Below are 17,690 nucleotides of genomic sequence, written 5' to 3'. Positions count from 1 at the left end.
GCTGCCGGCGCCGCTAAAAGCCGGGGCTGCTTTCAAACGACAGCGGCACGCCGCTGGCCGGGTGCGCGAAGCGCAGCGCCGCGGCATGCAACAGGAGGCGCGGCGCCTTGGCCTGCACTTCGGCCGGGGCATACAGCGCATCGCCCAGGATGGGATGGCCCAGGGCCTGCAGGTGCACACGCAGCTGGTGCGAGCGGCCGGTGATGGGTTCGAGTTCCACGCGCGTGGTGTTCGCCGCCGCGTCAAAGGCCAGCACGCGCCAGCGCGTCCGGCTGGGCTTGCCGCGTTCGGCGTCAATGATGCGCAGAGGGCGGTTCGGCCAGTCCACGATGATGGGCAGGTCTATCGAGCCCCAGCCGTCGTTATCCAGTGAAGACGGCGGCGGAGGAGGCAGGCGTCCCTCCACCACGGCCACATAACGCTTGCCGACCTCGCGGCTTTCAAAGGCCAGGCTCAGCGCGCGCTGCATGGCCGCGCCGCGCGCCATCAGCATCAGGCCCGAGGTGGCCTGGTCCAGCCTGTGCACGACCAGCGCATCGGGGTAAACCGCCTGCACGCGCGCGCTCAGGCAGTCCTGCTTGCCTTCGCCGCGCCCCGGCACGGCGAGCAAGCCCGCGGGCTTGTCCAGCACCAGCAGGCTGTCGTCGGCATGCAGCAGGACCAGGCCGGCGGCCGCGGCGCCATTACCTGCGAGGTCATTGTTTGGCGGCGTGCCGGCCTTCATGATGGAGCCATCAACAAAGTTTTTAACCAAGGAGAGAAACCATGACCGACGCAGGTGCCATTGCCATTGCATGTGGATTGATCATAGGCCTGGGCGCCATAGGTGCTTGCCTGGGCATAGGCGCGATGGGCGGGCGCTTCCTGGAGGGCGCCGTGCGCCAGCCCGAGATGATGGAGCCGCTGCAGGTCAAGATGTTTCTGCTGGCCGGCCTGATCGATGCCAACTTCCTGATCGGGGTGGGGATCGCCATGATGCTGCTCTTCGCCAACCCGTTATAGACCCGATCGAAGAACGGGCCCAGGTCAGGCCCTGGGCTTGGGCGGCGGGAAGTTATGGACCGTGGGGCCGCTGCGTTTGGCTTCCCGCAGCATGAAGAGGTAAAGGCTTTCGACCTTCTCGCGCGCCCAGGGCGTCTTGCGCAGGAACCTGAGGCTGGAGGCCACGCTGGGATCGCTGGTGAAGCAGCGTATGTTGATGCGCCGCCCCAGCGCTTCCCAGCCGTAGTGGCCTGAAAGCGCGGTGACCATGGCTTCCAGCGTCACGCCATGCAAGGGATTGCCCGGCTGCACGGGTGCCGCCGGGGCCTTTGCAGGCAGGTCGCCGGTGCCGGCTGCCATGGCTTATTTGTCCTTGATCTTGCCGCGCGGGATCACCTGCGTGACGATGGTCGGGCGCACCGCGTCGGGTGAGACCGGCTTGGGCGGCGAGCTGTCCTTCTTGGGCTTTTTGACCATCTTGTTGCTGTTTTGTTGTCCTTTTGCCATGGTGTGCTCCGATGAGTTGATGAGTGACGAACCCTGATTATCAGTGCAACTTGATGCGCGGGCGGTGGGTGCGGTCCAGCATTTCGGACAGCGTGATCAAGGCCGTTTTCTTGAAGCCGCCCAAGGCCAGCTGGTGCTGCTTGTGCAGGCCCCAGTACATGAACTTGGCCAGCTGGCCCTCGATGAAAAAGCTGCCTTTGGTCAGGCTGCCCATCAGGCTGCCGACCGAGGAATACTCGGACAGCGACACCAGTGAACCCTGGTCCTTGAACACAAAGGGCGCGACCGGCTTGCCGGCGATCAGGTCTTGCAACGAGCGCGCCAGGTACATGGCCTGCTGGTAGGCGGCCTGCGCGCGCGGCGGCACCCAGGTGCCGTCGGGCTGCTGGCAGGCGGCGCAGTCGCCGAAAGCGTAAATGTTCGCGTCGTGCGTGGTTTGCAGGTTGCCGTTGACCATCAACTGGTTGAGCTTGCTGGTCTCCAGCGCTTCGCCGCCTTCGGGTGTGCCGCCCAGGCTGCGCAAAAAGTCCGCGGCCTTCACGCCGGCGGCCCACACCGTGATGCTGGCGGGCACCACCTTGCCGCTGGCCATTTTCAGGCTGTCGGCGGTGACCTCGATCACTTTTTCATTGGTGTGCACCTCGATGGCCAGCTTGCGCAGCTCGCGCATGGCCGATTCGCTGAGGCGCTCGGGCAGTTGGGCCAAGAGGCGCGGCGCGGCTTCCACCAGCACGATCTGCAGGTCTTTTTCGGGATGGATGTGGTCGAAGCCGTAGTTGGCCAGCACCCGCGCCGCGGCATGCAGCTCGGCGGCCAGCTCGACGCCGGTCGCGCCGCCGCCCACGATGGCCACCGTCAGGCGACCGCTGCCGGCCATGCGCGGCACGGTCTGGGCGCGCAGGCAGGCGTTGATCAGCCTGTCGTTAAAGCGCTTGGCTGCCTGCGGGCTGTCCAGCTTGATGGTGTGTTCGGCCGCGCCGGGCGTGCCGAAATCATTGGTCTGGCTGCCCACGGCAATCACCAGGGTGTCGTAGGCCAGCTGCTGGGCCGGCGTGATCTCGCGGCCGGCCTCGTCATGGCTGGCGGCCAGTTGCACCGTCTTGTTCTGCCGGTCCACGCCGGTGAGGCTGCCCAGGCGGAACTTGAAGTGGTTCCAGCGCGCCTGCGCCAGGTATTCGATTTCCTCGGCATGGGTGTCGAAGCTGCCGGCGGCCAGCTGGTGCAGCAGGGGTTTCCAGACATGGGTGCGGGCGGCGTCGACCAGGGTGATTTCGGCCAGGCCTTTTTTGCCCAGGCGCTTGCCCAGCTGCGTAGCCAGCGCCAGTCCTCCGGCGCCCCCTCCAACGATGACGATGCGATGCATAAAACCTCCTGGGGTGTTGCTCTTTTTTATGCCTCCATGTTAACTGGCGGGCGAGGGCGTCTGCCCGCGGCTCAGGCCGGCACCCTTCAATATCCCCTGATCCGCCGTGTTGACATGCCGCTGTTAAGCTTGGCGCCCGCATGCCGACACACACCTTTAAAGAACTGACCCGCCAGCGCGCCTACATGCGCATGTGGTTCGCACGAATTTTCGGCGCTACGGGCAGCCAGATGCTGATGGTGGCCGTGGGCTGGCAGATGTACGAGCTGACCGGCAGCGCCTGGGACCTGGGCCTGGTGGGCCTGTACCAGTTCATGCCGGCGCTGCTGCTCACGCTGGTGGCGGGCCATGTGGCAGACAGGGTGCACCGCGGCCGCATCATCGCCGGTTGCCTGGTCACGCAGGCCACGGTGGCGGTGATCCTGGTAGCGGCCACGCAGGGCTGGCAAATAGGGGAGGTCCACCACAGCTGGGCTTCACGCGAATTGCTGCTCGCGGTGTCGGTCCTGCTGGGTGTGGCCCGCGCCTTTCAGATGCCGGCGCAGCAGGCGCTCACCCCGGTGCTGGTGCCGCCGGCCATGCTGCCGCGCGCCATGGCCTTCAGCTCAGCCGGCATGCAGGCGGCGATCATAGGCGGGCCGGCACTGGGCGGCGTGATTTTTGTGGCCGGTGCCACGGCGGTGTATGCCACCTGCGCCTTTCTGTTCGCCACCGGCTGCGGGCTGATTGCCGCGCTGCGCTACGATCACGCGCCGCCGCCGCGCGAGCCGGTGACCCTGCGCACGCTGCTGGCCGGCGTGGAGTTCGTCTGGCAGCGCAAGGCCCTGCTGGGCGCCGTCTCACTGGACCTGTTTGCCGTGCTGCTGGGCGGCGCCACCGCGCTGCTGCCCATGTTTGCCAAGGACATCCTGCACGTCGGCCCCTGGGGCCTGGGCCTGCTGCGCGGTGCGCCCGCCGCGGGCGCCTTGCTGATGTCGGCGCTGCTCACGCGCTGGCCGCTGGAGCGCCGCGTCGGGCCGACCATGCTGTCGGCGGTGGCGGTCTACGGTGTCTGCATGGTGGTGTTCGGCCTGTCCACCAGCTTTGCGCTGTCGCTGGCCGTGCTCGCCATCTCGGGCGGGGCCGACATGGTCAGCGTGGTGGTGCGCCAGACCCTGGTGCAGATCGAAACCCCCAACGAGATGCGAGGCCGCGTCAGCGCCGTGAATTCGGTGTTCATAGGCGCTTCCAACCAGTTGGGCGAATTTGAATCCGGTGCCACGGCTGCCTTGTTGGGGCCGGTGGGCTCGGTGGTGGCCGGCGGCGTGGGCACGCTGCTGGTGGCGGCGGCCTGGTTCAGGATGTTTCCGTCGCTGTCGCGCCGCGACCGCATGGTGACTAAATAGCCTCCACGGTCGCTCACTGCTTGGAACTCGCCCGTATCCGGTTCACCTCCAGCGGCGTGATCTCACTCGCCCGGTTGCCCCAGGACTGGCGTATGTGCGTGAGCACCAGCCCCATGTCGGCGTCATTGAGGACCAGCACAAAAGGCGGCATGCCGAAGGGCCGCGGGTTGCCTTCAGTCGCCGGTGCGTAGCCGCCGTTGAGCACGATCTGCACGAGGTTGGAGGCCTGGCCCATGGTGACGGCGCGGTTGCCGGCCAGCGCCGGGTAGGCATTGGCGATGCCTTCGCCTTTGGCGCCGTGGCACTGGGCGCAGTGCTGCTCGTAGAGCTTGGCGGCGCGTTGCACCGACTCACCCTGTGTCTTGATGGCGGCCGGCTCGGGGGGCGCTGTCTGCGAAGGGGGCAATTCTTTGAGGAACTGCGCCATTGCGCCCAGGTCGGCGTCGCTTAAATACTGGGTGCTGCGCTGCACGACTTCGGCCATGGGGCCGGTGACCGAGGCGCGCGGTGACACGCCGTTTTTCAGGAGGCTCACGATGTGCTGTTTGTCCCAGTCGCCCACGCCCGCCTCATAGGGCGAGGCCAGGGAGGGCGCGTACCAGTTCTGCATGGGGATCAGGCCGCCGGCCAGGTCCAGGCCCTGGTCGCTGCCGCCCAGCGCGTTGCGCGCCGTGTGGCAGGCCGCGCAGTGGCCCAGGCCCTTGACCAGGTAGGCGCCGCGGTTCCATTCGGCGCCGCGCGCGGCGTCGGGCTCATACACGCCGGGGCTGAAGAACAGCGCGCGCCACACCGCCAGCGCGGCCTGCGACTGGTAGGGAAAGCGCAGTGCATGCGGCAGGTTGGGCGCAACCACCGGGGGCAGGCTGCGCAGGTAGGCGTACAGCGCGTCCGAGTCCTCGCGCGTGACCTGGGTGTAGCTGGTATAGGGAAAGGCCGGGTAGAGTAGCCGGCCGTCCCTGGAGCGGCCGTTGTGCATGGCGCGCCAGAAATGGGCGGCCGACCAGCCGCCTATGCCGGTCTTGTCGTCGGGCGTGAGGTTGGAGGTGAAGACCGTTCCGAAGGGTGTGGCGATGCCGCGCCCGCCCGCATAGGCCTGACCGCCCTGCGCGGTGTGGCAGGCCTGGCAATTGCCGGCCCGCGCCAGGTAGGCACCGCGCGCGATTAGCCCGTCGCTGGGCGCGGCGTTGGCCACCGGCGCCTTCACGTCGACCTCGTCGCGCACATTGAGGGCCCAGACCAGCGCGCCGGCGCCCGCGGCGAGCAGCGCCAGGATGAGGACAAATTTCAAGGCTTTTTTCATTTTTGCGCCTTCGTGGGCGCGGGCGCGCTGCCGCAGGTGATGGCGCTTGCGCCCGGGGGGAGTGGCGGCAGGCTGGTTGCGGGCTTGGTGCTGGCGGGCAGGGGCTGCGCGGCCGCCCAGCTGGCCACGGCATTGATGTCTTCCAGGGTCAGGCGCGCCACCACCTCCTTCATGCAGTCGGGCGCGTGCGCGCGGCGCTGGCCGGCCTTCCAGGCGCCCAGCTGTGCATTGAGGTAGTCGCGCGGCAGGCCCAGCAGGCCGGGGATGCCGGGCGCCACGCCGGTCATGGCCTTGCCGTGGCATTGCACACAGGCCGGCAACTGGCGCGCGGCATCGCCTTCCAGCACCAGCTGGCGGCCGTGGCGCAGCACCTCGGGCGCGGCGGCGGCGGGCAGGGGCGCGGGGTAGGGCACTTCGAGCTGCGAAAAATACGTGGCGATCTCCATCAGGTAGGCGTCGCTCAGCGGCTCAATCAGCTGCGTCATGAGGCCGTAGTGGCGGCGCCCGTCGCGGAAGTTGAGCAACTGGTTGTAGAGGTAACCGGCCGGCTTGCCGGCCAGGCGCGGGTAGTAGCCGTCGGGCGCGGCCCGGCCTTGCGGCCCATGGCAGGCGGTGCAGGCCATGGCGCGCTGGGCGATGCTGTCTTCAAAGGGAGGCGGCGCGGCCACGGCGGTGCCGGCCGCTACCCAGGCCAGGGCGGCCGGCAGCGCATGCCGGGCCAACGCGCGCAGCCAAGAATATCCAGAACAGGTCTCATGCATGAGGGGATCATGCCCCACATGGTCAGTCCGCGTAAGCATCAGTTGCCGATGAAAAAAGCGTATCAGATGAAAAACAGCGGAAAATTGCGATATCAGATTGGGCGCTGGCCGGACTCAAGCCGGGCGCCCCCCATACGCATTTCATGAAGCGCTACGAACAACTGGTCGAACTGCTGGCCGCCGACATCCGCAACGGGCGCCTGGCCCCCGGCACGCGCCTGCCGTCAATACGCACGATCACGGCGCAGCACGGCCTGAGCGCCTCCACCGCCTTCAAGGCCTATTACCGGCTGGAAGAAAAAGGCCTGGTGCGCGCGCAGCCGCGCTCGGGTTATTACGTGACGGCCTCAGCCATGCAGCAGCTGGCGGCGCCGGCGCGTGGCGCGGCCGATGGCCGGGCCGGCAAGTCGGCCCGGGTGGCGCCGCGGCCTGATGTCAGCGAGCTGGTGTTCTCGGTGCTGGGCGCGGCGCAGGACCCGGCCATCACGCCGCTGGGCTCGGCCTTCCCGGCGCCGGGGCTGTTTCCGCTGCAGCGGCTGGGCAAGTCGCTGGCCCGCAGCGCGCGTTTTATCCAGGGGCCGGACACCGTGGCCAGCCTGCCGCGCGGCGACGAGGGCCTGCGCCGGCAGATCGCACTGCGCTACCTGGGCCTGGGGCTGGCGCAACCGGCCGAGGAACTGATCGTCACGCATGGCGCGCTGGAGGCGCTGAACCTGTGCCTGGCGGCCGTGGCCCAGCCCGGCGACCTGGTCGCGGTGGAGTCGCCCGGCTTTTACGCCAGCCTGCAGGCGCTGGAGCGGCTCAAGATGAAAGCGCTGGAAATTCCGGTGCACCCGCAGGATGGCCTGGACCTGGCGGCGCTGGCCGACGCGCTGCAGCGCCACCCGGTCAAGGCCTGCTGGTTCATGACCTCTTTCCAGAACCCCACCGGCGCCAGCCTGTCGCTGGAGAAAAAGAAGGCCCTGGTCGCACTGCTGGCGGCCCATGACATTCCGCTGATTGAGGACGACGTGTACGCCGAGCTGTATTTCGGCCACCGCGGCTTGCTGCCGGCCAAGGCCTTTGACCGCAAGGGCCTGGTGATGCACTGCAGCTCTTTTAGCAAGACGCTGGCGCCCGGCTACCGCGTGGGCTGGGTGTCGCCCGGGCGCTTCGGCCAGCAGATAGAGCGGCTCAGGCTGATGACCACGCTGTCGGCCAGCCTGCCCGCGCAGATGGCGATCGCCGACTACTTGCAGCACGGCGGCTACGACAAACACCTGCGCAAGCTGCGGCATGCGATGGAGTCGCAGCTCTCCAGCCTGCTGGCCGCCATCGCCCGCCATTTCCCGCCGGACGTGCGTGTGTCGCGCCCCGCGGGCGGCTATTTTGTGTGGGTGGAATTCGCCGAGGGTTTTGACGCGCTGGCTCTGCACCAGGCGGCGCTGGAGCTGGGCATAGGCGTGGCGCCGGGCCCGGTGTTTTCAGCGCGGCGCAACTTCCGGCACTGCCTGCGGCTCAATTACGGCCATCCGTGGAGCGAGCGTTTTGAGGCGGCGATGCAGGGCCTGGGAATGCTGGCGCGGCGGCAGAGCCCCTACACAGAGGCCGCAAACTGAGCGTTGGCGGCTTGCCTAGCGGTGCTTGTCCGGCAAGGCGCGCACGCAGGCCACAAAATGGTCCCAGCTGGCCTGAACTTCCTTGACGCGTACACCCTTGTCGAGCACCGCGCCGCAGGCGGCTTCGGCGCGCCGCACCACCTTGGTCAAGGCGCTGGCGGGCAGGGGCGGGATCTGCGCGCGCAGGGTGTCGGCCTTGCTGCGCATCTGGGCGATGGCGTCCTTGGCCAGGGTCTTGTTGCCGGCGCAGGCGATCATGCCAATCATCTCAGCCATTTCGCCAAAGGCCGGGTCCAGGTTCCAGAGCGCCGCCGTGCCCAGCGCCAGCGCCCACATGCGCTTGTTGCGCGTCGGCGCGGCGGCGGCCTGGCCGCCATCAGCTGGCTGCGGCCCGGCGGGCTGGATCTCGGGAGGGGAAGGATTCTTCATGGCGGGCGTGTCTTGTATAGACAAGGCAATATTCTGCCCGAGTCGCCTGGCCGCGCCGGCCCGGGCCGGCAAAACCCGGTCTGGCACCAAGGAAAGCGTTGACAGCTGAATGTAAAGGGCGCCGGTTCAGCCGCCATCGACCCAGTCGGCAATGCGCCTGCAGACCCAGTCCGCATCGTCATGCGGCAGGTCGTGGCCGGCCCAGGGGTGCTCGTGGTGGGCGGCCTGCCAGGCCTGGGCCAGCCGGGCCGAGCAGCGCGGGTGCACCAGGTGGTCGGCCGACGACGACAGCACCAGGGCCGGGCAGGCCGGCGGCACGGCCATGCTGAAGGCGGCCGCGGCCTTGAGCTGGCGCCAGGCGTTGGCGATGCTCACGGGCGCGTCCTGGCGGATGCGGGTCCACGCTGCAATGTCCTGCTCCAGCGAAGTAGTGCGGTTGCAGGTGATGCGGTGGATCACGCGCTCGGCATGCTCCGCGTTGCTCCAGCGCGCCGCCACCAGCGCCAGCGGCAGCCAGTTGCCGGGGCGCAGGCGTTCGCTCGTGCGGCCCAGCGGTCGCATGCTGGTGTTCACCAGCACCAGCCGTTCGATCTCTTGCGGATAACGCTGTGCCCAGTCGGCGGCCACCATCGCGCCCAGCGACATCGCCACCAGGCTGTAGGGCGGCGCAAGCCCGCGCGCGCGCAGCTGTCCGCGCGCGAAGTCGGCCATGGCACCCACTGTGGCCGATGAGGTTTCGCGGCGGAACACACCGTTGCCCGGCAAGTCCAGTGCCAGCACGCGGGTGGCGGCGCTGGCCGAGCCCGGCAAGGCGCGCGCCAGCCGCTCCGCGAAATCGCCCCAATGCCGCGCCTCGCGGGTCAGGCCCCTGAGCAGCACCCAGCTCATGCGAGCACCCGCCTGGGCCGCCAGTGCGCCGTGGCCAGCCGCGCGAGCTGTGCGCGCCGCTCCTCCGAGGGCAGCCAGTTCGGCGCGGCAAAGGCGGCGCGTGTGAGGAAGTCCAGCAAGTCCGCATGGCGGCGCAACACGCGCTTGGTGCGGTGCGCCTTCATGGGGTTGAAGATGCCGTGCCGCGAAAACAGCTGGCGCGGGTTCTTGCGTATCCACAGCCAGGAGCCCAGCTCCAGCGTCATCGGCAGGAACACATGGCGCGGCGGCGCGTGGTCGTAGGCATGGTCCCAGAGGTCGCCGTGCAGCAGGTACTGGTTGCTCTGCGGCTCAAAACTGTAGGCGTGGTGCGGGTGCGACTGCTCCAGCATGGTCCGCAGCGCGAACATCTCGGGCAGGTGCGCCATCAGCCGGCGCGTCTTGGCATAGGGAAACCACAAGCTGTCGTCAAAGCCGTAACCCGAATGGCAGTCCAGCGCCAGGCTGAAGGGGCGGCTGGCGAGTTGCTCGCTCACCACCCGCAGCAAGGCCGCGCTTTCGGCCTCCATGGGCGCGCCGGGCCGGCCGCAGTACCAGGGCAGCAGGGGGCTGATGGTCTGCCCGCCCGCGAGAAAGGGCACCTGGCTTTCGGCCCGCTGCGGCGCGTTGCGCATCAGGTCCACGCCCTGCGGGTTGGCGCGCTTGTGCGCCCACATGCCGCCCGGGTTGACGATGGGCATGAAAACCAGCCGAATTTTTTCGAGCTGGCGGTGCAGCAGCTCGTCCCACTCCAGGCGGAACAGCAGCGCGCGCAGGTAATGCAGGATCAACTGCGTGCCTATGCGTTCCAGCCCGTGGATGCCGCCGAAAAAACCGACGGCCGGCGCCTGCGGGTCGGCCGAGCCTATGCTGGCCGTGTAAAGCGGAAACGAGGGCCCGGCCGTGTGCGCCTCGGCCACCACGTCCACCTCAAAGTGTGCGCTGCCCGCCAGCAGGATCGCCTTGAGTTCCTCCAGCTCCGCAAAACTCGCGGCCGCGTCGCGCGCCGGCGTCAGGCTGTAGGGGCTGTGCAGGCTGCGGGGACTTTGCACGGCGGCGGTCGACGGCGGGATTTCCATCCCTGACATGCTGGCACAGTTGTTTGACAGCGCGCTACATGCCGGCCGGGTTTTTTGTATCGAATGCCGCTGCAGCCCCTTCAGTTGCCGGTTCGCTGGGCGATTGCGGCGATCACCTGGTGCAAGGCCTTGTTCACCGGCTTGTCGCCGCGCATCACCAGCGCCAGCGTTCTTTGCAGCCGCGGGTAGAGCGGGTGCACCACGAGTTCGGGGTGCTGGCCCGGGCCGGTCACGGCCATGGCCGGCAGGATGCTGCAGCCCAGGCCGGCGGCCACCATCTCCTTGATGGCCTCCACGCTGCCCAGCTCCATCACGGGCCGGGGCGCGTGGCCGGCATCGCGAAACCACTGGTCGATGATCACGCGGGTGTTGGCCGCCGGTTCGAAGAGCACAAGCTCGCGTTTGGCCAGGAAGGCCGGCGTGATCCTGGTGGGCAGCGGCGCTTCGCGCTTGGAGGCGATGGCCACGAACTCATCGTTCAGCAGCGGCGTGGTGACCAGCGCGCGGCGCTTGACCGGCAGGGTCACCAGCGCCAGGTCCAGGGTGTTGCCTTCCACCGCCTTGACGAAGTCTGCCGTGTTGCCGGTGCTGACCACCACGCTGAGCTTGGGAAAGCGCCTGCGCAGCGAGCGCAGGATTTGCGGCAGCAAGTACAGGCAGGCCGTGGCGCCGGTCCCCAGCGTCACGCGGCCCTCGACGTTGGACGAATGCGAGGCCATGGCGGCCATCACGCCGTCCACCGCCGTGTTGACCTGCTGTATGCCGGCCAGCAGGTCCAGCCCCGCCGGCGTGGGCGCGGCCCGGCGCGCCACGCGTTCAACCAGGCGCACGCCCAGCCGCTGCTCCAGCTGCCGCACCTGCAGGCTGATGGCCGGTTGCGACAGCCCCAGCCTTTCGGCCGCACCCGAAAAACTGCCGGTTTCGATGATGAGCGCATAGGTGCGCAGGTGGTCCAGGTTGAGCATGCAAAGAAATTCTAATGAAAATCATAAGTTTTCACATATTTACTTATGCTGAGCCTTGCGCAACCATGGCGGCATGCAGCATTTTTCTTCACAGACTCCCCTCGCGCCCTGCGCCAGTCCCATGGCCGGCGCGCTTTCCATCCGCCCCTGCACCGAGAGCGACACCGTGGCGATCCAGGCCATCTACGCCCACTACGTGGCGACCAACCTGGCCACCTTCGAACTCGAGCCGCCCACCGTGGAGCAGATGCGCTCGCGCCGCGCCGACATCCTGCGCGGCGGCTATCCCTACCTGGTGGCGCAGCAGGGCGGCGAGGTGGTGGGTTATGCCTATGGCAGCGCCTGGCGTGCGCGGCCGGCCTACCGGCATACCGTGGAGGATTCGATTTACGTCGCGCCCGGCATGCGCCAGACCGGCGTTGGCAGCGCCTTGCTGCGCGAGCTGATCAGCGAGTGCGAACAGCGCGGCTTCCGGCAGATGGTGGCGGTGGTCGGCAACAGCGCGAACACGGGGTCCTTGCGGGTGCACGAGGCGCAGGGCTTTGCGCGCGTCGGCACGCTGGCTTGCGTCGGCTACAAATTCGGTGAGTGGGTGGACACGGTGCTGATGCAGCGCGTGCTCGGCGAGGGCGCGGCATCACCCGGAGGCCGGCCCGTGGCCCAGGCCGTTTAGCGCTGCTCTCAGTCGGCCGGCGCGATCACCACATCCGACAGCGGGTAGGCCACGCAGGGCAGGATGTAGCCTGCGGCTTTTTCCTCGGCGCTCAGGCCCGGCCATTCGATGCGGTAGGCGACCTGCCCGCTGGCCAGCCGGCGGATGCAGGTGCGGCAGGTGCCGTTGCGGCAGGAGCTGTCCATGGCCACGCCGGCCAGGAGCGCCGACTGAAGAAGGGGCAGGGACGGCGAGGCGCTGAAGCGCGCTCCCTCCGGGTCCAGCCGGGCGCTGAACACCGGCGCGGCGGCGGGCTTGCCAGCTTGGGTTTCGTCGTCCATGGCCGTCTGTTCGCGGTGGCGTTCGCCTCAGCCGCGCATGCGCTCGAGCAGCAGCACCGTCATCAGGGCTAGCAGCAATTGCTGCTCCTCGCGCTCATTGAACGGCGCCATCTGCGCAGCGGCGAACCGGCCCTCAAATAGGGCGGGTTGCTTGGTGAGTTCGGCCACCAGCGTGCCGTCGGGCCGGGTGACCTGGTAGGCCGGGTGGAACACATAGCCCGAGAAAATCCCGATCAGGGGAATCTGGCTGAAGAGCCCGTCCAGGAAACGCGTCGTCACGCTTTTTTCATTGATGCTGAAAAGCGTGATGCCGTTGTCCAGCACCTCAAAACCGGCCCGCCACATGGAGCGCATGCCGCGCCGCTTGATGCCGCCCAGCGCCGCACCCTGGTGATCGGTGAAGTGGTACAGCGCCGAAAAATCGATGACCCGGTCGGCCTTGATCTGGTGCAGCAACTGGTCCTGCTTCTCGTTGGTGAACACCGAGATGGCTTCCTTGAGCTTGAAGAGTTTCTGTTTGACATATGCCACCGGCTGGTCGCGGGCGTCCTTGACCAGGAACTGCGGCGCAAACGCCATGAGCTTGAAAGACATTTGCAGGGGAAACTGAAGGCGTTGGGCCATGGTGCGAGCACTTGTAAGGGTTATGGTGCGCCGAATGTACCCGAGGTCCGGCCGCTTCCGGCCATCGGCGCGCCGTTCGGCGGGCGTGGGTCAATGTATTGCCGCCTGGGCGGCAATTTGGGCGACAATTCCGCTCCGCCGGATTTTTTTTTCGACCCCCAGAACAAACCCCCCGATTTTTCATGTCCAGTTACTCCATCCGTCCTGCCACGTCCCGCGATGCCAAAGCCATCGCCGAAATCCATGTCGCCACCTGGCAAGCCGCCTACAAGGACCTCCTGCCCGAGGACTATCTGGCCAAGATCACCGTCGAAAAACGCCAGGCCTACTGGCGCGAAGCCATCGAATTCAGCGAACCGCAACTGCTGGTGGCCACCGAAGGCGAACAGGTCGTGGGTTTTGTCGGCTTTGACCGCTCACGTGACGCCGGCACCAAATCCACCGTCGGCGAAATCTGGGCTCTGTACGTCCACCCCGATCACTGGCGCAAAGGCGCCGGCCTGGCCCTCTGGGACGGTGCGCGTGAAGGCCTGAAGGATGAAGGCTGCACCCAGGTCACGCTGTGGGTGCTGTTGCGCAATGAACGGGCCTTGGCGTTTTATGAACACGCCGCCGGCTTCAAGAGGGAGATGCCCTCCCTCAAGACGGTGGCGTTTGGCAGCGCCAAGCTTGAGGAGATTCGGCTCAAGCGCCTGGTTGATTGAGTTTGAGTCCTGCTGGCCGGGTCCTGGTGGCCAGCAAGCCTAGCAGAGGACAGGGAGCGGAAAATCCCGACCTTATGAAGGCACATTGACGACCCGCTCATCATCCGGAATGAGCGGCGTCCCCTCATCGGGTTCCACCGGCAACTCCAGGCCTTCGTCGTCTTCGGCGGCTTCTTCGGGTGGGCCGTAGCGGGGCTGGCCGTTGTCGCTCAGGCGGGATTTTGGGGTGCGTCTTGCATTCCTGGACATGAAACTCTCCTTGGGTCCGGATGAGGTTTGGTCAGGCCTTGATGATGCGGGCCTGTATGGCGCGGCCCGCCAAGCCAAGTGACCGTTCTCCTGTCAGCCCGGTCCGACAGCCGGCCGGGCCTTGCAACACTCCCTTGTCCTACATGCAGCCTGTCCGGCCGCGCACAGCCCGCTGCCTGGGTTGTGCCTACAGTGGTCGGACGCGCCGGATGATCTTTTGATGGCCTATGCCACCGGCAACGCGACATCCGTATTTTGTGGAATATTTTTGAAAGAAGCACCATGGACAAAACCACAGCATCACCCGCCGGCGGCAATCCCATCCAGCGCGGTGTCGAGTCCGCCGGCGCGGCGCTTCACAGCGGCATCGACAAGGTGGCCGATCCGGCACGCAGCGCGGTGGACCGCGCTTCCTCGGCGGCGCACCAGGGTGTCGACAAGCTCGCGGGCACCGCCAGCAGCGTGGCCGACCGTTTTGCCGACCAGACGCGCCGCATCAGCGAGGCGCCTGCGCATGCGCTGGAAGTCTCGAAATCCTGGGTGCAGGAAAGGCCGCTGGAAGCCGTGGGCGCGGCCCTGGCCCTGGGCTTTATCCTGGGACGATTGACCGCGCGCTGAGCCAGTGCTCCTGACGGAAATCATCCGGAAAAGCCGCCTGCGGGCGGCTTTTCTTTTGCCGTCGTGGAAGTTGGGTAAAGTGGCGGCTCTTCCTCGGCGCCATAAATACGACACCACGCGCCGGATGCCTCTTCCACATTGCTGCGATCCGACGCCGCAGCCCTGACGAAAAGAACACCATGGCCAGCAGCCTGCTTGCATTGATTGACGACATCGCCACCGTGCTCGACGACGTGGCGCTGCTTTCCAAAGTCGCCGCCAAAAAAACCGCCGGCGTACTCGGCGATGACCTGGCGCTCAATGCCCAGCAGGTTGCCGGCGTCAAGGCCGATCGCGAGCTGCCGGTGGTCTGGGCCGTGGCCAGGGGCTCCTTCATCAACAAGGCCATCCTGGTGCCGACGGCGCTGGCCATCAGCGCTTTCGCGCCCTGGGCGGTGACGCCGCTGTTGATGGTGGGCGGCGCTTTTCTTTGTTACGAGGGCTTTGAAAAACTCGCGCACAAATTCATGCACAGCGCGCACGAGCAGGCCGCCGAACACGAGGCGCTGGCTGCCGCGCTGTCCAATCCCGCGGTGGACCTGGTGGCGCTGGAAAAGGACAAGATCAAGGGCGCGGTGCGCACCGACTTCATCCTGTCTGCCGAGATCATCGCGATCACGCTGGGCACGGTGCAGGCCAGCCCCTTTGTGACGCAGGTGGCGGTGCTCTGCGGGATTGCCGTGGCCATGACGGTCGGCGTGTACGGTCTGGTGGCCGGCATCGTCAAGCTCGACGACGGCGGGCTTTACCTGAGCCAGCGCACGGGCGAGGGTGCCTGGCCGCGCCTGCAGCGACGCGGGGGGCGGGCGATCCTGTGGGCCGCGCCCTGGCTCATGAAGGGGCTGTCGCTGGCCGGCACGGCCGCGATGTTCCTGGTGGGCGGCGGCATACTCACGCACGGCTTCGCGCCCTTGCACCACTTCATTGAAGCGCTCACGCAGCAAGTGGCAACCGGTGCCGGCGCATTCCTGGCCGCGCTCACGCCGCTGTTGATGGATGCGCTGGTCGGCCTGGTGGCGGGCGCGCTGGTGCTGCTGCTGGTCAGCTTGGCCAAACGCCTGAAGCCGCGCTCCTAGTCGGATTTGCGGGCCGGTGTACCGTCCGGCGATTCGCGCTGGCTGTCGCCGGCTTCGCCCGCGGGCTGGTCATCGGTGACGGGAAAGGGCCAGCGCCCTTTTTGCCGGGGCGGTGTGGGCAACACGGCTTCCCGTGCCCGCTGCTCCAGTGCCTTGCGGCTTTCGGCATCGGGCGCTGGGGCTTTTAATCTTGGCATGTGAGGTCTTTCGCAAGCAGTGCAGGACGGTTCGGACAGGCCTTAACCTTAATCGGCGAATGCCGCTTGCGCTGTAGGCTGTCAGTGACGCCGTCTGTAGGAGATGCCGGGCCGGGGCGGCGGCTACTCGACCAGCGCTTCGGCAACGGGCTGTGCGCGCGCGGCGCGCCCCGGCAGGCTGCTCTTGCGCTGGATCAGGTCGTGCCTGGCGAACAGGTCGGCGATCCAGTCGACAAAGACGCGCACCTTGTTGCTCAGGTGGCGGTTCGGCGGGTAGACCACGTGAATCGGCTTGGCCGCGGAGCACCAGCCGTTGAACAGCGGCTCCAGCGCGCCGCTGCTGATGTGCTGCTGTACCAGGAAGGTGACCGTCTGCAGGATGCCCAGGCCGGCCAGCGCCGCCGCCACGCCGGCGTTCGAATCGTTGACAGAGAGCTGGTGGTAGCCCTCGACCTCCACCATTTCGCCGTCCTTGTGCAGCGTCACGCCGTAGAGCTTGCCGTCGCGCGGCGATACATAGCGGATCAGCCTGTGCCCATGCGCGAGTTCCTGCGGATGTTGCGGTGTTCCATGGCGCTTGAGATAAGCCGGCGAGGCGCAGGACATCAAATAGAACTCGCCGATGCGGCGTGCCACCAGCGACTGGTCGGTGATCTCGCCGCCGCGTATCACGCAGTCCACGTTTTCGGCCAGGATGTCTATGGGGCGGTCGCTCACACCCAGCTCCAGCTGGATGTCGGGGTAGCGCGCATAAAAATCCGGCAGGGCCGGGATCACCACTGCCATGCCCAGGGAGGAGGGGATGTCCACCTTGAGCCGGCCGCGCGGGCTGGCCTTGGCGCGCGACATGCTCGATTCGAGCTCTTCCATCTCGCCGAGCAGGCGGCCGGCGCGTTCGTAGTAGGCCGCGCCGTCGGCCGTGACCGTGACCTTGCGTGTGGTGCGGTTGAGCAGCTTGGTGTCCAGCGACTGCTCCAGCGTCTGGATCAGCCGCGTCACGGTCGGCTTGGGCATGCCCATGGAATCGGCGGCCTTGGTGAAGGTGCCGGCTTCCACGACCCGTACAAAGGCCTGCATTGCGGAAAACTTGTCCATGAAAAGTCCTGTCCTGTGGTCCTGGTAAGGGTCTGTCAATGCATTTGAGGCGCCGCGGGCCGGTAGGCCTGCTGCCTCATCCCCCGGCGGTGGATGGCCGCGAGGGTCCTGGGAAAAGCCGGGGAGGTCCGTGAACAGAGATCCGCGGGGGAACTGCGAGGGGCGATTGTGACCATCATGGCGGCTTCCCGTGACGGCCGCCAAATAGCCCTTGGTCGTGTCCGGGTTTTCCCGAGGTCTGTGGACCCTGCCATGGGGGCAAGGCCCACACTTCGCGTCCCAAGCCTCAAGTCGCGGCAATGAAGCGGGCAGGGGCTTGCGCGGCAAATTGCCCGGTACGACAGCGTGGGGGGCACAGGCATACCCTCGATTGTTGCACTGGTGAAATAAAGAATAAACAGAACGGCTATTTATTAAGTGACACCCCGGGCGTATCTTCTGCTGCATTGCAACAAACCGGAGCCCTACGCGGTTCACGACGATGAAAAGCCAGCAGCCCGCCACGCCAGGCGACGACAAAACCAGCCCCCCGTGGGTCGAAAAGCAGATCCAGCTTGCGCTGAAAAAGCCGCTGGACGTGCGTTTCTATGGCCGCCGCGGCAGCGCGGGCGTGTCGCCGCTGGTGCTGCATTTCCACGCGGGCGCCTTTGTGGGCGGCTCGCTGGAGGGCGGCTCCTGCGTGGCCGGGCTGCTGGCCGATGCCGGCGCGGTGGTGATGTCGCTGGACTATCCACTGGCGCCGGATCACCCCTTTCCGAGTGCCGTTGAGATGGGCTATGCCGCCCTGGAGTGGGCTTTCAAGGCCCGCCACAAGCTCCCCC

Annotated in this window: 23 protein-coding genes; 8 read left to right on the top strand and 15 right to left on the bottom strand. The window is 67.1% G+C overall.

Going from position 1 to position 17,690, the window contains the following annotated elements:
• Window positions 1–13: 13 nt before the first annotated feature.
• Entirely contained in the window at window positions 14–724 is a 711-nt protein-coding gene (locus PMI15_RS11080) for a pseudouridine synthase (protein ID WP_007868321.1), read from the bottom strand.
• 41 nt (window positions 725–765) lie between these two features.
• Here PMI15_RS11080 and atpE point away from each other — a divergent pair, with 41 nt between their 5' ends.
• Complete coding sequence (atpE, locus tag PMI15_RS11075; protein ID WP_007868318.1) at window positions 766–1,002, top strand: F0F1 ATP synthase subunit C; 237 nt, start codon at window positions 766–768, stop codon at window positions 1,000–1,002.
• Window positions 1,003–1,026: 24 nt separating this feature from the next.
• On the opposite strand, the gene PMI15_RS11070 is transcribed toward atpE, so the two are convergent.
• Genes PMI15_RS11070 through PMI15_RS11065 form a run of 3 tightly spaced genes read right to left on the bottom strand, consistent with a single transcriptional unit; the run spans window position 1,027 to window position 2,851 of the window.
• The gene (locus PMI15_RS11070; protein ID WP_007868316.1) at window positions 1,027–1,341 is read right to left on the bottom strand and encodes a VF530 family DNA-binding protein; all 315 of its coding nucleotides are present in this window, start codon (window positions 1,339–1,341) and stop codon (window positions 1,027–1,029) included.
• Window positions 1,342–1,344: 3 nt separating this feature from the next.
• The gene (locus PMI15_RS25085; RefSeq protein WP_007868315.1) at window positions 1,345–1,488 is read right to left on the bottom strand and encodes a hypothetical protein; all 144 of its coding nucleotides are present in this window, start codon (window positions 1,486–1,488) and stop codon (window positions 1,345–1,347) included.
• Between the two features lie 40 nt (window positions 1,489–1,528).
• Window positions 1,529–2,851 carry an NAD(P)/FAD-dependent oxidoreductase gene (locus tag PMI15_RS11065; RefSeq protein WP_007868313.1) on the bottom strand — a complete coding sequence of 441 codons (1,323 nt, stop codon included), beginning with the start codon at window positions 2,849–2,851 and terminating at the stop codon, window positions 1,529–1,531.
• Window positions 2,852–2,991: 140 nt separating this feature from the next.
• On the opposite strand from PMI15_RS11065, the gene PMI15_RS11060 reads away from it, so the two are divergent.
• The gene (locus PMI15_RS11060) at window positions 2,992–4,236 is read left to right on the top strand and encodes an MFS transporter (protein ID WP_007868311.1); all 1,245 of its coding nucleotides are present in this window, start codon (window positions 2,992–2,994) and stop codon (window positions 4,234–4,236) included.
• Between the two features lie 13 nt (window positions 4,237–4,249).
• Here the strand turns inward: PMI15_RS11060 and PMI15_RS11055 are convergent, their stop codons facing one another.
• Both PMI15_RS11055 and PMI15_RS11050 read right to left on the bottom strand, forming a co-directional pair.
• Window positions 4,250–5,536 carry a cytochrome c gene (locus tag PMI15_RS11055; RefSeq protein WP_007868308.1) on the bottom strand — a complete coding sequence of 429 codons (1,287 nt, stop codon included), beginning with the start codon at window positions 5,534–5,536 and terminating at the stop codon, window positions 4,250–4,252.
• Window positions 5,533–6,297, bottom strand: a complete 765-nt coding sequence (locus PMI15_RS11050; protein WP_051001954.1) for a c-type cytochrome — start codon at window positions 6,295–6,297, stop codon at window positions 5,533–5,535. Before PMI15_RS11050 ends, PMI15_RS11055 begins: the two co-directional genes overlap by 4 nt.
• Before the next feature lie 143 nt (window positions 6,298–6,440).
• Between PMI15_RS11050 and PMI15_RS11045 the strand changes: the two genes are divergently transcribed.
• Window positions 6,441–7,895: a PLP-dependent aminotransferase family protein gene (locus PMI15_RS11045; protein ID WP_007868303.1), complete on the top strand. Its 1,455-nt coding sequence runs from the start codon at window positions 6,441–6,443 to the stop codon at window positions 7,893–7,895.
• A gap of 15 nt (window positions 7,896–7,910) precedes the next feature.
• On the opposite strand, the gene PMI15_RS11040 is transcribed toward PMI15_RS11045, so the two are convergent.
• The 4 genes from PMI15_RS11040 to PMI15_RS11025 all read right to left on the bottom strand — a co-directional run bounded on the left by PMI15_RS11040 (window position 7,911) and on the right by PMI15_RS11025 (window position 11,274).
• Window positions 7,911–8,324 carry a hypothetical protein gene (locus PMI15_RS11040; protein WP_007868298.1) on the bottom strand — a complete coding sequence of 138 codons (414 nt, stop codon included), beginning with the start codon at window positions 8,322–8,324 and terminating at the stop codon, window positions 7,911–7,913.
• Window positions 8,325–8,450: 126 nt separating this feature from the next.
• The gene (locus PMI15_RS11035) at window positions 8,451–9,212 is read right to left on the bottom strand and encodes an alpha/beta fold hydrolase (protein ID WP_007868295.1); all 762 of its coding nucleotides are present in this window, start codon (window positions 9,210–9,212) and stop codon (window positions 8,451–8,453) included.
• Window positions 9,209–10,309 (bottom strand): M14 family zinc carboxypeptidase, encoded by a 1,101-nt coding sequence (locus tag PMI15_RS11030; protein WP_007868292.1) that lies wholly within the window; start codon window positions 10,307–10,309, stop codon window positions 9,209–9,211. Before PMI15_RS11030 ends, PMI15_RS11035 begins: the two co-directional genes overlap by 4 nt.
• A gap of 80 nt (window positions 10,310–10,389) precedes the next feature.
• Window positions 10,390–11,274 carry a LysR family transcriptional regulator gene (locus PMI15_RS11025; protein WP_007868290.1) on the bottom strand — a complete coding sequence of 295 codons (885 nt, stop codon included), beginning with the start codon at window positions 11,272–11,274 and terminating at the stop codon, window positions 10,390–10,392.
• Between the two features lie 121 nt (window positions 11,275–11,395).
• On the opposite strand from PMI15_RS11025, the gene PMI15_RS11020 reads away from it, so the two are divergent.
• Complete coding sequence (locus tag PMI15_RS11020) at window positions 11,396–11,947, top strand: GNAT family N-acetyltransferase (RefSeq protein ID WP_007868288.1); 552 nt, start codon at window positions 11,396–11,398, stop codon at window positions 11,945–11,947.
• A gap of 8 nt (window positions 11,948–11,955) precedes the next feature.
• Here the strand turns inward: PMI15_RS11020 and PMI15_RS11015 are convergent, their stop codons facing one another.
• Complete coding sequence (locus PMI15_RS11015; protein WP_007868285.1) at window positions 11,956–12,267, bottom strand: 2Fe-2S iron-sulfur cluster-binding protein; 312 nt, start codon at window positions 12,265–12,267, stop codon at window positions 11,956–11,958.
• A gap of 27 nt (window positions 12,268–12,294) precedes the next feature.
• Window positions 12,295–12,891, bottom strand: coding sequence for a hypothetical protein (locus PMI15_RS11010; RefSeq protein ID WP_007868284.1), 597 nt, complete (start codon window positions 12,889–12,891; stop codon window positions 12,295–12,297).
• 182 nt (window positions 12,892–13,073) lie between these two features.
• Here PMI15_RS11010 and PMI15_RS11005 point away from each other — a divergent pair, with 182 nt between their 5' ends.
• Complete coding sequence (locus tag PMI15_RS11005) at window positions 13,074–13,595, top strand: GNAT family N-acetyltransferase (protein WP_007868281.1); 522 nt, start codon at window positions 13,074–13,076, stop codon at window positions 13,593–13,595.
• A gap of 72 nt (window positions 13,596–13,667) precedes the next feature.
• Here the strand turns inward: PMI15_RS11005 and PMI15_RS24750 are convergent, their stop codons facing one another.
• The gene (locus tag PMI15_RS24750) at window positions 13,668–13,844 is read right to left on the bottom strand and encodes a hypothetical protein (RefSeq protein ID WP_007868278.1); all 177 of its coding nucleotides are present in this window, start codon (window positions 13,842–13,844) and stop codon (window positions 13,668–13,670) included.
• Between the two features lie 282 nt (window positions 13,845–14,126).
• Between PMI15_RS24750 and PMI15_RS11000 the strand changes: the two genes are divergently transcribed.
• On the top strand, window positions 14,127–14,462 hold the full coding sequence (locus PMI15_RS11000) for a YqjD family protein (RefSeq protein ID WP_007868274.1): 336 nt from the start codon (window positions 14,127–14,129) through the stop codon (window positions 14,460–14,462).
• A 179-nt stretch (window positions 14,463–14,641) separates the two neighbouring features.
• Window positions 14,642–15,577 (top strand): DUF808 domain-containing protein, encoded by a 936-nt coding sequence (locus PMI15_RS10995; RefSeq protein WP_007868272.1) that lies wholly within the window; start codon window positions 14,642–14,644, stop codon window positions 15,575–15,577.
• Here the strand turns inward: PMI15_RS10995 and PMI15_RS24745 are convergent.
• Together PMI15_RS24745 and PMI15_RS10990 are read right to left on the bottom strand one after the other, a co-directional pair.
• Window positions 15,574–15,774 carry a hypothetical protein gene (locus PMI15_RS24745; protein WP_007868268.1) on the bottom strand — a complete coding sequence of 67 codons (201 nt, stop codon included), beginning with the start codon at window positions 15,772–15,774 and terminating at the stop codon, window positions 15,574–15,576. The genes PMI15_RS10995 and PMI15_RS24745 overlap by 4 nt on opposite strands.
• A 123-nt stretch (window positions 15,775–15,897) precedes the next feature.
• Entirely contained in the window at window positions 15,898–16,869 is a 972-nt protein-coding gene (locus PMI15_RS10990) for a LysR family transcriptional regulator (protein ID WP_007868264.1), read from the bottom strand.
• Window positions 16,870–17,350: 481 nt separating this feature from the next.
• On the opposite strand from PMI15_RS10990, the gene PMI15_RS10985 reads away from it, so the two are divergent.
• The coding region (locus tag PMI15_RS10985) for an alpha/beta hydrolase (RefSeq protein ID WP_007868261.1) at window positions 17,351–17,690 on the top strand (340 nt) is incomplete at its 3' end.

It is taken from the genome of Polaromonas sp. CF318 (assembly GCF_000282655.1).
Taxonomy (GTDB): domain Bacteria; phylum Pseudomonadota; class Gammaproteobacteria; order Burkholderiales; family Burkholderiaceae_C; genus Polaromonas.
The sequence above is the reverse complement of the archived record's forward strand: the minus strand, read 5'-3'. Positions and strand labels throughout refer to the sequence as shown.

Bases quoted from the DNA above. Each gene is read 5' to 3' on its own strand.
- PMI15_RS24750 (WP_007868278.1), bottom strand. From the start codon at position 13,844: ATGTCCAGGAATGCAAGACGCACCCCAAAATCCCGCCTGAGCGACAAC.
- PMI15_RS11060 (WP_007868311.1), top strand. From the start codon at position 2,992: ATGCCGACACACACCTTTAAAGAACTGACCCGCCAGCGCGCCTACATG.
- PMI15_RS11040 (WP_007868298.1), bottom strand. From the start codon at position 8,324: ATGAAGAATCCTTCCCCTCCCGAGATCCAGCCCGCCGGGCCGCAGCCA.
- PMI15_RS11025 (WP_007868290.1), bottom strand. From the start codon at position 11,274: ATGCTCAACCTGGACCACCTGCGCACCTATGCGCTCATCATCGAAACC.
- PMI15_RS11015 (WP_007868285.1), bottom strand. From the start codon at position 12,267: ATGGACGACGAAACCCAAGCTGGCAAGCCCGCCGCCGCGCCGGTGTTC.
- PMI15_RS11080 (WP_007868321.1), bottom strand. From the start codon at position 724: ATGAAGGCCGGCACGCCGCCAAACAATGACCTCGCAGGTAATGGCGCC.
- PMI15_RS11045 (WP_007868303.1), top strand. From the start codon at position 6,441: ATGAAGCGCTACGAACAACTGGTCGAACTGCTGGCCGCCGACATCCGC.
- PMI15_RS11035 (WP_007868295.1), bottom strand. From the start codon at position 9,212: ATGAGCTGGGTGCTGCTCAGGGGCCTGACCCGCGAGGCGCGGCATTGG.
- PMI15_RS11000 (WP_007868274.1), top strand. From the start codon at position 14,127: ATGGACAAAACCACAGCATCACCCGCCGGCGGCAATCCCATCCAGCGC.
- PMI15_RS25085 (WP_007868315.1), bottom strand. From the start codon at position 1,488: ATGGCAAAAGGACAACAAAACAGCAACAAGATGGTCAAAAAGCCCAAG.
- PMI15_RS11010 (WP_007868284.1), bottom strand. From the start codon at position 12,891: ATGGCCCAACGCCTTCAGTTTCCCCTGCAAATGTCTTTCAAGCTCATG.
- atpE (WP_007868318.1), top strand. From the start codon at position 766: ATGACCGACGCAGGTGCCATTGCCATTGCATGTGGATTGATCATAGGC.
- PMI15_RS11030 (WP_007868292.1), bottom strand. From the start codon at position 10,309: ATGGAAATCCCGCCGTCGACCGCCGCCGTGCAAAGTCCCCGCAGCCTG.
- PMI15_RS10990 (WP_007868264.1), bottom strand. From the start codon at position 16,869: ATGGACAAGTTTTCCGCAATGCAGGCCTTTGTACGGGTCGTGGAAGCC.
- PMI15_RS11020 (WP_007868288.1), top strand. From the start codon at position 11,396: ATGGCCGGCGCGCTTTCCATCCGCCCCTGCACCGAGAGCGACACCGTG.
- PMI15_RS11050 (WP_051001954.1), bottom strand. From the start codon at position 6,297: ATGCATGAGACCTGTTCTGGATATTCTTGGCTGCGCGCGTTGGCCCGG.
- PMI15_RS11005 (WP_007868281.1), top strand. From the start codon at position 13,074: ATGTCCAGTTACTCCATCCGTCCTGCCACGTCCCGCGATGCCAAAGCC.
- PMI15_RS11065 (WP_007868313.1), bottom strand. From the start codon at position 2,851: ATGCATCGCATCGTCATCGTTGGAGGGGGCGCCGGAGGACTGGCGCTG.
- PMI15_RS10995 (WP_007868272.1), top strand. From the start codon at position 14,642: ATGGCCAGCAGCCTGCTTGCATTGATTGACGACATCGCCACCGTGCTC.
- PMI15_RS24745 (WP_007868268.1), bottom strand. From the start codon at position 15,774: ATGCCAAGATTAAAAGCCCCAGCGCCCGATGCCGAAAGCCGCAAGGCA.
- PMI15_RS11055 (WP_007868308.1), bottom strand. From the start codon at position 5,536: ATGAAAAAAGCCTTGAAATTTGTCCTCATCCTGGCGCTGCTCGCCGCG.
- PMI15_RS11070 (WP_007868316.1), bottom strand. From the start codon at position 1,341: ATGGCAGCCGGCACCGGCGACCTGCCTGCAAAGGCCCCGGCGGCACCC.